This is a genomic window from Bartonella sp. AA86SXKL, from assembly GCF_042196885.1.
Genome location: NZ_JBHIRE010000015.1, coordinates 1 through 13,723 on the forward strand (window position 1 = coordinate 1; position 13,723 = coordinate 13,723).

Genomic DNA, 13,723 nt, shown 5'->3' on the forward strand with positions numbered 1-13,723 from the left:
AAAACAATACCAATAAAATATTGAACAAAAAATCCTATTTCAAGACATTATTGGCAACAAGCAATTATAGGAAAAATAAGAAGCGTATAAAAGTTTCATGCCCGATAGCAGCGGCTTTCAGATTATAATACCCCTCCCCTCACAACGATTGCAACTTTTCTTACATATCGCAAGGATGTCATGTAAAAGGCTAAAGATAGAGTACATATTCTATAATCACCATTGCATAAATATTTTACACACTTTATGCTTTTCCACGAGAGCAAAAGGAAGATGTCAATGTCATCTAAACTGACGCGTAACCAAACATTGGTTTTAAACACTTTAAAAAATGCAAAAGGGCCTTTAAGTGCTTATGCGATTCTCAATCACTTACGCGAAGAAGGTTTTCGTGCACCTCTCCAAGTTTATCGTGCGTTAGAAAAACTCGTACAATTAAAGTGTATTCATCGTCTTGAAAGTGTAAATGCCTTTATGGTCTGTTTACACCCTGAAAACTGTCAACATGAACTTACAACGTTTATAATTTGCGAAAACTGTGGCACAGTCAACGAAATACAAAATCAAACGATTGTATCGAGTTTAAAACAGATGGTTCAAGCTGTTGACTTCCAAGCACATAAAAGCACCTTAGAAGTACGAGGTCTTTGTAAAAAATGCGCAATAAAATAAGACCGCTAACTTGAAAACAAGATCTCTAACTTGCAAGTTTATATATTTAGCATTATGTACCAGGGATCGCCTTATTGTTTGAAAAGCTCTTATCGTCCGTGCATGTATATCACCCGATCTTAGTGATGGGTTTATTATACTCATTGGAACATAAATATTGAAAGTATAAAATCATGTCCGTAGCTGAGACAATTTTTTCAACCAAAAATTTCAATAAAACGCAAAAAAAGAAAGTAATCAAGGCTCTTCTTATTGTCTTTGCACTCTTTGTGCTTTGGTTTAGCTACAAATGGATAACGCAATGGCGTTATATGCTATCCACTGAAGATGCCTATGTACAAGGAGATATAGCCGCTATTGCGACTAAATTAAATGGATATATTGCAAAAATTGCCATTAAAGCCAACCAAGTTGTAAAAAAGGACGATGTTTTATTTTACTTAGACAATGGTGATTATCAAATAGCCTTGGATCAAACAAAAGCGCATCTTGACACACAGAAAAAAACACTTCTACGCATTGATGCACAAATCACAGCCGCTCATAGTGCTTTAGATGATGCAAAAGCGCAAAAAGCAGCCGCTTCAGCCATAGCAACCAATGCACAACTCACCTTAAAACGTGTAACAGAACTGAAAGCCAATCGTTATGCTCCTCAATCTGATGTCGATGATGCCAAATCAGCTTATGAACAAGCCATTGCAAATATTAACAGAGCAGATGCACAAATCGCTGCAGCACGTGCAAATATCCGAGTACTAGAAGCACAACGAAGTGAAACAGAAAGCCAAACAAAGAGTTTAGAACTTTCGCGTGAAAAAGCACAACGTGATCTTGATTCAACCATTATACGCGCGCCATTTGATGGAATCATAGGAAATTTAACAGCAAAAACGGGAGATTTTGTTGTAAATGGCCAACGTCTTGCAGCGTTAGTCCCCATCCATGCACTTTATATTGAAGCAAACTATAAAGAAACACAGTTGCAAAATATTCATGCAGGACAAAAGGCTTATATTTCTGTTGATGCCTTCAAAAAGCAGGTCTTTACAGGAACAGTGCTTTCTATTTCACCTGCAACAGGTGCTGTTTTTTCTCTTCTTCCTCCACAAAACGCTACCGGTAACTTTACAAAGATTGTCCAACGCATTCCCGTACGTATTTCTATTCCAGAAGAAGTCTTAAAGACCGGACATATCCGAGCAGGAATGAGTGTTTCAGTAGAAGTTGATACACGTACAAAACCACAAGATAAAAGTCTCTTATAATAACAAGCAAATGACCTCATTATTATGACATCTTCAATACCAAAGCCCATACAGTCTCAAGAGCGCATAGAAATCCGTAACATTGTGATTTTCATAGTTATGGCCTTTGGCATGTTCATGGCGATTTTGGATATACAAATCGTTGCCTCCTCTTTAGCCGAAGTTCAAGCTGGTCTTTCTGCAAGCTCTGAAGAAATTTCATGGGTTCAAACCTCCTATCTCATCGCTGAAGTCATCATGTTGCCCCTTTCTGGATTCTTAGGAAGATTGCTTTCAACACGTATTTTCTTCACCATATCAGCGATCGGGTTTACGATTACTTCTGTTCTTTGTGCAACAGCAACATCTATTGGAGAGATGATTATCTACCGTGCATTGCAAGGTTTTATTGGTGGAGGAATTATCCCAAGCGTTTTTGTCGCCTCTTATGTTCTTTTCCCTCCTTCCAAACGCCCAATTGTTACCCCTATTGTTGGACTAGTCGCAACATTAGCCCCCACTATTGGTCCAACGGTCGGAGGTTATCTTTGTCATATCTTATCATGGCACTGGCTTTTTCTCATTAATGTGCCTTTTGGGATTATTATTTCAATTCTCGCTTGGAAATTGATTGATTTTGATAAAGCAAATCCATCTCTCATGGCTAAATTTGACTGGTTGGGGCTCATTTCTATGGCTGTTTTTCTAGGAACTTTAGAGTATGTACTAGAAGAAGGCGCACGTCATGATTGGCTGAATGATAGGCTGGTTCGGAATTTATTCATTATCATGATTCTTGCTGCCGCCTTGTTTTTCTGGCGTGCTTTTACAGCAAAAGAACCCATTGTAGATCTCTCTACTTTTTCTAATTTCAATTTTTCAGCTGCATCCATTTTTTCCTTTTCACTGGGGATAGGTCTTTATGGACTCACGTACCTTTATCCTGTCTATTTGAGCCAAATCCGCCATTATGATGCCCTTATGATTGGAGAAACATTGTTTCTTTCAGGATTCGTCATGTTATTAACGGCTCCCCTTGCAGGATTCCTTTCAGCACGAATGGATGCACGTTTAATGATGGCAATAGGACTTTTTGGTTTTGCAATAGGCACTTGGATGGCAAGCACTATCACAGATAAGTGGGATTTTTGGCAGCTTTTTTGGCCGCAAGTTTTCCGTGGTGCTTCTGTAATGTTATGTATGGTTCCTATTAATAATATTGCCTTGGGAACACTCCCACCAGAACGAATGCAAAATGCTTCTGGACTCTTTAATCTCACACGGAATCTAGGTGGTGCTGTAGGGCTTGCCATTATCAGCACTATCATGACAAAACGCACGGATTTCCATTATGAACGAATAGCCGAAACACTTAACCACGCAAACAGACAAGCAACTGAAATGCTTTCAAAGCTTACTTTATTATTCAAAACAGAAACCTTTGATTCCTATACCCTGGCTCTTTCTCAATTGTTTAATATGGTACGCATACAAGCAATGATTATGGCTTTTAGTGATATTTTCTTTATCATAACCATCATCTTTGGTGTTTTGACATTTATGACCATGTTTCTCAAAAAAATACCACCTCTCATGGATTCACCACCAAATCACTAAGCTTAATTAAAATTGAGAAATATTTTTTATCCTTATCACTTTCCTCGCTTCCTATGCACTTTACCTTTTCTCAAGAGACAGTATAAATAAATATGTGATTCTAAATGATTCTTCTGATAAAAATTCTTTTCAATGCAGGCTCTTTACGCACTTTTAAAATAACTTCTCACATACAAAAATTGTTTTAGATGATCGGTAAACAAAGATCTTACCTAACGTGCTCCACACTATAAAGATAAAGCAGCTATTTCTATAAGATTTTTGATTTATCACCATAGGGCACAAAAGATTAAAAGATTCTTGGCCCTTTACTCTTTTGAGTCTTACAAGAATATTCATAAAAGATTTATGATTCTTGTGATTTTTATTCACGCACCTATTTCCCTTATAATGTGTAGGACAACGTTTTTTTGATTCTGAATGCAAAATTTTACATGAAAAAATCATTTTGTATTTGATCCTCTCATGCTAATTGCAAAACGATTTACCTTTATAGTAAAAAAGTAATTATATATTTTTTTCAAAAAAGCTGCTTTTGAACATGTAATTTTATTTTTTACACTCTTTTAAAAAAGCTGATACCTATAATTTTGATTCTACTGCTGCATATTTTTCTTTCTTAAGCCCCTTCTCTTTCAACAAGCGCTAAAATTGTATAAAATTTCTCAAAATATCTCTCTATTGAATCAATCAAAACCATTCCCTTGCACATAAAAAGCAAAGAAACAAAAACTGTTTAAGAAAAAAATAAAATATCCAACCGTTTCGATGCAAGATCTACCAACGATATTGAAAACTGGAAAATGTATGATGATACTGGCTTTTAAAGAATACAAAACCACTCAAAAATCCGGTTCCTTTAATATTATAAAATAGGACGCTATTTCAAAAAATGAGCTTAAAATATATTCCTACTCACTTAACTGAAATTATCAAAAATAAGAAACCAGCCATATAATAAAATCGCAATACAACTCCCCAAAAACTTTGTACCGCTAAATACTTTGGCTCTAGCCAAAACAGTATGCTCTCCTCAATGCCAGCTGTTGAAAAACAAAATAAACACGATCTTCAAGCCACTTTATGATGCTGAAAACGATTTGAAACTTCTCGTTCTCCACTAGGAACCAAAGTGCCATAACACCCAGAAAGATAATGTGGTATCAGTTCCAACGCTTGAAAGCGATGCTTTTCGTAAGGACCAGGCATTGCCAAATTTTCTGTTAAACTATTTGAAAAGCCAAAACGTTGATAAAATTCAAAATCCCCTACCAGCAAAATGGCGCCATATCCCAATTTTTTTGCTGTTTCAATTGCATGGCGGACTAAAATTGATCCTATTCCCATACCAGCACATTCAGATGCAACAGCCAAGGGGCCCAAAAGTAAAGCATGTTGTGTTTTATTTTTTCTTTTAGAAAAAGAAACATGCCAAAGACGGACACTTCCCACAAGCTCTCCAAGCGCATTTTTAACCACAAAAGAAAGTCCTTGAGCAGCTAACCGACCACGACGTAAAGCCTCTGATGATTTACGTTTACGTCCATACCCCATCGTTGAATCAAGCAAAATTTCTCGATAAGGCTTATCGGTTTCTTGCTCCAATAAAAGTGTAAAACATGCCCCATCTTTTGTTTGAAAGTTCATCATGTTCATCTCAATGACCGCCCTCTTATAGCGCCATGACGAGCATAGCAAAAAGTCTAAAAAAACTATAGTTAAAAGGAAACCTCAGATCACATATGATCGTAAAGGCTCAAAACCATTAAAAGCAACCGATGCGTAAGTTGTTGTGTAAGCACCCGTTCCATGAATCAATATTTCATCTCCTATCGTTAGGGATAGAGGAAGCGGATAAGGTGTTTTTTCATAGAGAACATCTGCCGAATCGCATGTTGGTCCAGCCAAAATACAAGGCTCCATTACCTTATCATCATGAGGTGTCTCAATAGGATAACGAATGGCTTCATCCATAGTCTCAGCAAGACCATTAAATTTTCCAATATCAAGATAAACCCATCGTACATTATCATTATCAGCTTTTTTAGATATTAGAACAACTTCTGTACGAATAACACCAGCATTGCCAACCATCGCACGTCCTGGCTCAATAATCGTCTCAGGGATACGATTACCAAAATGCTTTTTCAATGAATCAAAAACTGCTGTACCATAAGCTTGTTCTGTAGGGACATCTTTCAAATAACGCGTTGGAAAACCGCCCCCCATATTCACCAACCTTAGTGAAATACCTTCTTGTTCCAAGCGCTTAAAAACTGTAGAAGCATCCGATAAAGCACGATCCCACGCACTCAGATCAACCTGCTGAGATCCAACATGAAAAGAAACACCGTAGGCTTGCAAACCCAATTGGTGTGCCCGTCTTAGAACATCAACCGCCATAGCTGGAACACAACCGAATTTGCGTGACAATGGCCACTCTGCACCTTTGCCATCGGTAAGAACACGGCAAAAAACACGTGTTCCTGGAGCAACACGCGCAATTTTTTCCACTTCTTCAACACAATCAACGGCATAAAGTGAAACTCCCAATGCATATGCTCGTGCAATATCACGCTCTTTTTTAATCGTATTCCCAAAAGAAATACGCTCTGACGTTGCTCCTGCTTTTAAAGCCATTTCAATTTCTGCAACAGAAGCCGCATCAAAAGAAGATCCTAAAGAACTCAGCAAACGCAAGATTTCAGGAGCTGGATTTGCCTTTATTGCGTAAAAAATACGAGACTGCGGCAGAGCTTTTTCAAAATTTAAATAGTTGTCACGAACAACATCAAGGTCAACAATTAAGCATGGACCTTCAGAACGATGTGTTGCAAGAAAATCGCGAATACGTTGCGTTGCCATCTGCAATTCTCCTTGAGGGAAAGCTCCCCCACTCTATGCTTGGACAGCCAAAGCTGCCAAAAGCTAAAGGACAAAAAACACACAACAACCATCCCCATTCTGATTACAAAAAATCAGAAATTAGCATTGCATGCAGCGAAAGAACAGCGCGAAGCCGCGTTATTCTATTTTATCTGCCTTTTTGATTGGAGTTGAGAAAACCACTTCCGCACTGAAGGCAATGAGGTGTGCCTCTATAGTTATCCCAGCATTTAAAAGCTGGAAGACACCAGAAAGGCCCGCACCGTCGTTGCTTCAAGATGTCCTCATTCTTGCAATTGGCTGTAAGAATGACTGGAGCGGTTAGTTCCAGGTACCGTACCGGTTAATCTCACCATTTGAGAACCAGCGGACACCCACAGGCACGTGCGACTTTGGGCAAGGCATCCTATAAAACGAATCCTTTCTCATTTCAATCATTTTTTTAATTTTAAACATTTTTTAATTCTTAAAGATAAAATGGTGCAAAAAAACAACACTCTCCCCCAGACAAAGCCATCCATCCGCTTTCATGAGATCACACCCCTTACATTATCCGTGCAACATAAATCACTGTCTTGTGTTTAAAGCCCCTCGTTTCTTTACCCTATTCTATCTCCTAATATCCGCAGCAGAAAATAACGCAAAATAAATTATTCAAAACTTAATTTATAATGACAATTTATTATTGTGCCCTTAAACAAAAATCCCATTATAAAATCCTCTTATTTCAACCCTCTTACAATGAATCAATTAAAATCATTCTTTTGCGCATCACAAATAAAAAACAATTGAAAAAAGGAGTACCTCTTATATATCCTCTCAAATGCAAAGATGACCAACATTGAAGACTGAGGATAGTAACGACTGAAGCACCATCGTCTTTAAAGATAACGTGTCCTTCCCCCAACAAAACGCCATCATCTTTCTCATTTACATCCTAAAAAACATCCCTACTTCCACATTCATTTCACAGCATAGCTTAAGCAAAATATCATGAAGAATTCCCCGTATAATATAGCTTGTATGATATAGATCAACTACATCTCACCCTCTTTATACTTATGAAATTAAAAACAAACGCTCCCATTCTATCTGCCAACTCCCAATATTGCAGAAACTCCTACATTGAAATGTTTCATAACACCTTATCTAAAATGATTTTTGTCCACACGTTGCTCCCATTTGCAACGTACAAGTGAATGAATTTTACGCGATTCGTTCTCATCTAATCTGAAAGCAATAAAGTTCACAATATTGAACTATTTTATTCAAATGAAAATAAATTATCATTATAAATTAATGTATTATATTAAATTCTGAAATCATAAACTCCTATTATCATTTTATTTTTTCCACCTAGCATCTGCTTTTTCATCTCCTCTTATTAATCACATCTTATTCATACGCTTTTCTCTTAAACTATAAATCTCCCTCCTCTGCGCTGTTGGTGAACGGCTTTTCTATTTTAAAATGAAAAGTATCTGAAAACTCAATCCTATAAAGTCAAGGAGAGCGAACAATCTATAATGATTATTTATAAGTCAAATAATTTAACATAAACAAAAAGACCGAATAATATCCGGTCTTATAAAATATTTTTCTACCAATATTAAAAAACTCTTCTCTCTTAAATTTAAGAGAAAAACGCTACAACTTAAAACTCTACACTGCGATATCCTTATGTCCCTTGATGAGAATCAATTGCACGCAACTTCAACAATTGAAATTGCCTATGGCGCTCACGAAAGCGCTCTCTATCGGCTTCACTACGCGTGTTATAACAAGCATCACAGGAAACACCTTCCTCATAATGAGGCGATAATTTGCTTTCAGCATTAAGAGGAGAACGACACGCACGACATAATTCGCGTCCACATTCTTCAAGACCATGTTGAACAGAAACACGCTCATCAAAAACAAAACACTCACCCCACCATAAACTCTTCTCTTTTGGAATTTTTTCTAAATATTTCAGAATACCTCCTTTTAGATGGTAGACTTGCTCATAACCAAGATCACGAACATAAGCTGTTGATTTTTCACACCGAATGCCGCCTGTACAAAACATAGCAATTTTCTTTTTTTTCTTTAACTCAGCCTCATGTTTACGCACCCATTCAGGAAATTCGCGAAATGTTTTAATCTGCGGATCAATCGCTCCTTGAAAACTCCCTATCGCATATTCATAGTCATTCCGTGTATCGATTAAAATTGTCTCTTCATCTTGAATAAGAGCATTCCAATCTTCAGGATCGACATAAGTACCAACAACTTTTAGCGGATCAACCCCTTTAACCCCCATTGTCACAATCTCTTTTTTCAACCGCACTTTCATGCGATGAAAAGGCATTTTTGATGCCCATGAATATTTAATCTCCGGCGTTTGAAACGCTGGCTCAGCCGTAATAAAATCCACCAATGCCTCAATCGCATCACAAGAACCAGCAACTGTTCCATTAATGCCCTCTTGTGCTAAAAGCAGAGTGCCTTTGATATCCTTTGCTTGACATAAATCCTGCAAAGGTTTTTGTAATTGATGATAATGCTTCAAATCTGCAAAGCAATAAAGTGCAGCAACTTTAAAATTCTTTTCCATGTGTTTTGCCATAACGCGCGTTTCATTCAATTTCAAGATTTATTCATGTACTCTTTAACATATTGTGCTTAATCAAACGATACAAATAATATCATCTCCAAGAAGAAAAAATATCATGTGCCAAAAAAGAAAAAAGCTTTTATTATATCTCCAAGGACAAACTGTCATACCTATTTTACTCATTGACAATCTACAAAGTGCTGTACCCTTAACACGCGCTCTTGTCAAAGGTGGATTAAAAACAATTGAGATCACCTTGCGAACACCAAATGCCCTCAAAGCAATTCAGAAAATCACACAAGAAGTCCCTGAAGCAATTGTTGGAGCCGGCACAATTCTCAACACAACACATTACGAAAAAGCCGAACAAGCTGGAGCCAAGTTTATTGTAAGCCCCGGATTATCCAATGAACTAATCAATTGTGCAAAAAATAGTGAAATTCCCCTTCTTCCCGCTGCAATGACCCCAAGTGAACTCATGCAAGCATTAAACAAAGGCTATTCATATCTTAAATTTTTCCCTGCTGAAGCTGCTGGAGGTATTTCCTTCATCGAAGCTTTAGCATCTCCCTTCTCTGATATCTGGTTTTGCCCAACAGGCGGTATTACACAAAAAAGTGCACCACAATGGCTCCAACTGCCCAATGTCTTCTGCGTTGGAGGTTCTTGGATAGCGCCCCAAAAACTTATTGCCATAAGTGATTGGGATTCGATTACTGCATTAGCATATACCGCATCACAACTTCCCTCTCCCTCGAAAAAAGCTCTTTCTACAATATAATGTTAAAGTGCAAGAATATCAGTCCCTTCAACAAGACCAAAGCTTTCACACATTCTTGCGCAATCTTTTAACATTGCCATGGAAACACAAATCATCACCCAATCTTCATCGAGATGAATTTGGGGAAGTGCTATTGTTTCAAAGCCGCTTGTTTCAAAAAAGCACCCACTCTCCATAACAGTCGTAATACGCCCCATATGCTCAGAAAGCTCACGAGTGGTCATAGGATAAAATTTCAACTGTTGTGCATATGCCCCACAATGAGTGGATCTTATTGCAAAAAGGAAACAAGATCTTTTGCACAAATCGACTCATTCTTTTCGCGCGTTATTTAAATAAGAACAACTTCTGAAAATTTTTCATAAATGTCAGGCTCACGAATAAAGCTTGCAAAAGAAAAAAACCCGTACCGGTTTGAAAGAAGATAAAGCATCAACTTTCCCACTCATTACTCCACAAAAGCGCGCTCTACAACATAAGTAGCAGGAGCATTATTGGCCCCTTCAACAAGACCAAAGCTTTCACACATCCTTGCGCAATCTTTTAACATAGCCATGGAACCACAAATCATCACCCGATCCTCATCAGGATGAATCTTAGGAAGTCCTGTTGTTTCAAAAAAGTCCCCACTTTCCATAACAGTCGTAATACGGCCCATATGCTCAGAAGCTTCACGAGTAGTCATAGGATAAAATCTCAACTGTTGTGCATACTCTCCAATGAGTGGATCTTGTTGCAAAGAGGAAACAAGATCTTTTGCATAAATTAACTCATTTTTTTCGCGCGTTGTTTGAATAAGGACAACTTCTGCAAATTTTTCATAAGCTTCAGGATCACGAATAAGGCTTGCAAAAGGAGCAATCCCCGTCCCAGTTGAAAGAAGATAAAGACGTTTTCCAGGAATAAGAGCATCAAGCACCAGCGTTCCTGTAGATTTTTTACGCATGAGAACTGTATCACCAATTTTAATTTTTTGGAGATGCTCGGTTAAAGGTCCCCCTGGAACTTTTATCGAAAAAAACTCAAGCTGTTCATCCCAAAAGGGACTTGCAATCGAATAAGCGCGATAAATCGGCTTTTCTGCATTTGGCAAACCGATCATAACAAACTCACCCGAACGAAAACGAAAACTTTCCGGACGATTCAGACGGAATTTAAATAACCGATCTGTATAATGACAAACCTCTTGGACAGTAAGGGCGAACACATTCTCAGGAATCGGAAAATTTGCAACGCTGCTGATGCTTGACGGAACATTGGTAGCAGACGTATTCATACTCTTCCCCATATCTTTATTGAACGTTAAATTTCGAATCTTTGACGTGATATAGTACTTGCACAACCATCTGCCAACAATTTTCTCAACACAAAAACCTCAAGGTTAACACTTTTATGTCAAAATTAAATAAATGAGTCTAGTGCACTCTATAAGCGATAAAATTGATTTCACTTAAAACCAATCAAAGACTAGAAAGTAAATACTGGATACCCAATCCATCTTGAAAACAAATAATATCCAAATCAACGAGTTTTCTAAATCAACAGTTTTAATGTATCAAAAAGTGTTTACACTGTTTTCTATTCAATAAAAATAATTTTAAGTGCATGAGACAACATCCAAAATTGCACAGATGAGTGATCTTCCCTCTCATGGTAGAAAACTTGTAATGCATTGATTTAACGTGGTTAATTTAATCATTTTACCTTCTCTAAATAAGAAGCCAATGCAATATTTAATCAAAACAATCACACCAGCAATAATAGTCTAACATTGCACTCTTCAAAATGATACAATACAATAAATTATGTTTATTTTTTTATATGCCTAAACGAGGGCAAATAAGTAAAAAAGTCTATGTTTTACAAATCATTAGAAGATACCATGTTGATAACAACACAAATAAAACTAAACTATCTCTTATATCCAGAGTACCATTTTACATAAAAAATGACTTTAATGGCAGCATAGGCTTCTTATGATTTTGACCATAGCAAATAGTGTCTTTCCCCTATATCGTAAAGAACCTCAATGAAACAACCAAAAAAACTCCGTATTTCACGAACACAGATAAGCTTTTAAAATGAACAAATCCGTTAATGATGAAATAAATACATCACTCTATACAGCTGTAGCAACCATCGATGTCAGTGCCATTGTTGCCAATTATATCACTTTAGCCAAACGTGTAGCTCCAACACAATGTTCAGCAGTTGTAAAAGCAAATGCCTATGGATTAGGAGCTCACAAAATTGCTCCTGCCCTTTATCAAGCTGGTTGTCGCACTTTTTTTGTCGCACAAATCAGAGAAGCACTCCAATTAAAAAGCATTTTACCATCAAATGTCACGATTGCCCTTCTGAATGGACTTCCACACTTAGCAGAAGAGTTTGTCGCACAATCTGGTATTGTTCCTGTTCTAAACTCTTGGAATGCCATTGAAAATTGGCAAAAAATTTGTCAAAAAAAAGATAAAAAATTTCCAGCAATTGTTCAAATCGATACCCATATGAACCGATTAGGACTGGATCAAAAAGAGTTACAAAAACTCATCAAACACCCTACAATTTTCGAAAAAGCAGAAATAAAATATATTCTTAGTCATCTTTCTAACGGAGAAGATGATACCCACCCATCAAATTATGCCCAATTGACTTCTTTCAAAACTATCCTTGCGCAATTGCCTGCTTGCAAAGTTTCCTTTGCCAATTCTGGAGGTATCTTTCTAGGATCAGATTTTTATTTTGATCTTGTTCGTCCAGGCATTGCACTTTACGGAGTTGATCCGCGGGGAAAACACCCATCACCTCTGAAACCTGTTTTAAAACTTGAAGCCCAAGTCATTCAAAGCCGCGTTGTTGATATAGGAGCACCTGTTGGTTATGCAGAAAGCTTTATAACCAACAGACCAAGCACTCTTGCAACCATTTCTATAGGCTACGCAGACGGCTGGCTCCGTGCTCTTTCGAATAAAGGAACTGTTTATTTCAACGGGCACAAACTTCCCATGGTTGGGCGGGTTTCTATGGATTCCATTATTGTAGATACGACCGATCTTGAACAAAAACCTCAAACTGGTGACTGGGTAGAGCTCATTGGTCGCCATCAAACACTTGAAAAAGTATCTATAGATGCCGATACCCTCCCCAATGAAATTCTAACATCTCTTGGCTCCCGCTATAAATACATTTACACATAAAAACTCTTTAGCCATAAAGAAATAAATTGATAAAAATCATCATTTTAGAAAATTGAGGGGCTTTTACAAAAGATTTTACAACAATCAACCACATAGAATGGTCATAGATACCGTACATTCACAGAAATCTCAAAACAGACAAGTTAATGGACTGTTTTATGGAAGTAGCTTTCATCTAAAATACAAAAACTTAGCCTTTCCCCATAAATTGACAAAAAAGAATCTACTACAAAGTTTTTAAAATTAATTTCCCAATTAAAATCATTCGCTTGCATACCACAAGCTGGACTATGTGTAGATAAAAATGATTTAAGAAAAGAATAATGCCTCTTATGAACCATAGTGCCAAGAGCTATAACATTAGGCGCTGGCAAAGTGTATGGATAGTGCCGGCTTACTCCGTTATGAAGCGTAAAGATTGGGGGATCAATAGATTTACCCTTACACCATTCACAAGCGCCGTCGCGAAATGGGATTAGGAGCGAAATATCTCTTTAAAACAAACATGTGAATTAACAACCCAAGTATATTCTTTTTGGAGCGTTCTGTTTTACATGAGGGTCGTGCCCCCATTAAAAAACACAATAAATAAAAGTGTGGAGCAATGTGCAATCCCCATTATTAAAAAAACATTGCTTTAAATGCTTTTGAAAGCCGCAAAGCTGAATTAAAAGGAGATGACAAACTGAGGATTGAGTTTTACCTTTACGGCTTTACATTTTCCCAA

The 13,723-nt window shown here is 37.3% G+C and carries 9 protein-coding genes and 1 pseudogene; 5 read left to right on the forward strand and 5 right to left on the reverse strand.

From position 1 onward, the window contains the following. Window positions 1–279 precede the first annotated feature (279 nt). From ACFIO5_RS07055 to ACFIO5_RS07065, 3 genes are all read left to right on the forward strand, one after another. Window positions 280–672: a Fur family transcriptional regulator gene (locus ACFIO5_RS07055; RefSeq protein ID WP_375612302.1), complete on the forward strand. Its 393-nt coding sequence runs from the start codon at window positions 280–282 to the stop codon at window positions 670–672. 173 nt (window positions 673–845) lie between these two features. Further along, on the forward strand, window positions 846–1,940 hold the full coding sequence (locus tag ACFIO5_RS07060; RefSeq protein WP_375633811.1) for an HlyD family secretion protein: 1,095 nt from the start codon (window positions 846–848) through the stop codon (window positions 1,938–1,940). 24 nt (window positions 1,941–1,964) lie between these two features. Continuing rightward, window positions 1,965–3,536 (forward strand): DHA2 family efflux MFS transporter permease subunit, encoded by a 1,572-nt coding sequence (locus ACFIO5_RS07065; protein WP_375634787.1) that lies wholly within the window; start codon window positions 1,965–1,967, stop codon window positions 3,534–3,536. A 1,071-nt stretch (window positions 3,537–4,607) separates the two neighbouring features. Here ACFIO5_RS07065 and ACFIO5_RS07070 read toward each other — a convergent pair. The 3 genes from ACFIO5_RS07070 to trhO form a co-directional block, all read right to left on the reverse strand. Then, window positions 4,608–5,192, reverse strand: coding sequence for a GNAT family N-acetyltransferase (locus tag ACFIO5_RS07070; protein ID WP_375612299.1), 585 nt, complete (start codon window positions 5,190–5,192; stop codon window positions 4,608–4,610). Between the two features lie 75 nt (window positions 5,193–5,267). Then, window positions 5,268–6,401, reverse strand: coding sequence for a type III PLP-dependent enzyme (locus ACFIO5_RS07075; protein WP_375633813.1), 1,134 nt, complete (start codon window positions 6,399–6,401; stop codon window positions 5,268–5,270). A gap of 1,699 nt (window positions 6,402–8,100) precedes the next feature. Next, on the reverse strand, window positions 8,101–9,018 hold the full coding sequence (gene trhO / locus ACFIO5_RS07080) for an oxygen-dependent tRNA uridine(34) hydroxylase TrhO (RefSeq protein WP_375633814.1): 918 nt from the start codon (window positions 9,016–9,018) through the stop codon (window positions 8,101–8,103). 115 nt (window positions 9,019–9,133) lie between these two features. On the opposite strand from trhO, the gene eda reads away from it, so the two are divergent. Continuing rightward, on the forward strand, window positions 9,134–9,799 hold the full coding sequence (eda, locus tag ACFIO5_RS07085) for a bifunctional 4-hydroxy-2-oxoglutarate aldolase/2-dehydro-3-deoxy-phosphogluconate aldolase (protein WP_375633815.1): 666 nt from the start codon (window positions 9,134–9,136) through the stop codon (window positions 9,797–9,799). A 2-nt stretch (window positions 9,800–9,801) separates the two neighbouring features. Here the strand turns inward: eda and ACFIO5_RS07090 are convergent. Both ACFIO5_RS07090 and ACFIO5_RS07095 read right to left on the reverse strand, forming a co-directional pair. Next, window positions 9,802–10,229, reverse strand: a pseudogene (locus ACFIO5_RS07090) (ferredoxin reductase domain-containing protein); the annotation flags it as partial. A gap of 18 nt (window positions 10,230–10,247) precedes the next feature. After that, window positions 10,248–11,075 (reverse strand): ferredoxin--NADP reductase, encoded by an 828-nt coding sequence (locus ACFIO5_RS07095; protein ID WP_375633816.1) that lies wholly within the window; start codon window positions 11,073–11,075, stop codon window positions 10,248–10,250. Window positions 11,076–11,880: 805 nt separating this feature from the next. Here ACFIO5_RS07095 and alr point away from each other — a divergent pair. Continuing rightward, window positions 11,881–12,996, forward strand: a complete 1,116-nt coding sequence (gene alr / locus ACFIO5_RS07100) for an alanine racemase (protein ID WP_375633817.1) — start codon at window positions 11,881–11,883, stop codon at window positions 12,994–12,996. Window positions 12,997–13,723: the final 727 nt, after the last annotated feature.

What these genes read in the sequence shown, in the direction of transcription:
- ACFIO5_RS07055 (WP_375612302.1), top strand. Translation starts at nt 280, where the DNA reads ATGTCATCTAAACTGACGCGTAACCAAACATTGGTTTTAAACACTTTA.
- ACFIO5_RS07060 (WP_375633811.1), top strand. Translation starts at nt 846, where the DNA reads ATGTCCGTAGCTGAGACAATTTTTTCAACCAAAAATTTCAATAAAACG.
- ACFIO5_RS07065 (WP_375634787.1), top strand. Translation starts at nt 1,965, where the DNA reads ATGACATCTTCAATACCAAAGCCCATACAGTCTCAAGAGCGCATAGAA.
- ACFIO5_RS07070 (WP_375612299.1), bottom strand. Translation starts at nt 5,192, where the DNA reads ATGAACATGATGAACTTTCAAACAAAAGATGGGGCATGTTTTACACTT.
- ACFIO5_RS07075 (WP_375633813.1), bottom strand. Translation starts at nt 6,401, where the DNA reads ATGGCAACGCAACGTATTCGCGATTTTCTTGCAACACATCGTTCTGAA.
- trhO (WP_375633814.1), bottom strand. Translation starts at nt 9,018, where the DNA reads ATGGAAAAGAATTTTAAAGTTGCTGCACTTTATTGCTTTGCAGATTTG.
- eda (WP_375633815.1), top strand. Translation starts at nt 9,134, where the DNA reads ATGTGCCAAAAAAGAAAAAAGCTTTTATTATATCTCCAAGGACAAACT.
- ACFIO5_RS07095 (WP_375633816.1), bottom strand. Translation starts at nt 11,075, where the DNA reads ATGAATACGTCTGCTACCAATGTTCCGTCAAGCATCAGCAGCGTTGCA.
- alr (WP_375633817.1), top strand. Translation starts at nt 11,881, where the DNA reads ATGAACAAATCCGTTAATGATGAAATAAATACATCACTCTATACAGCT.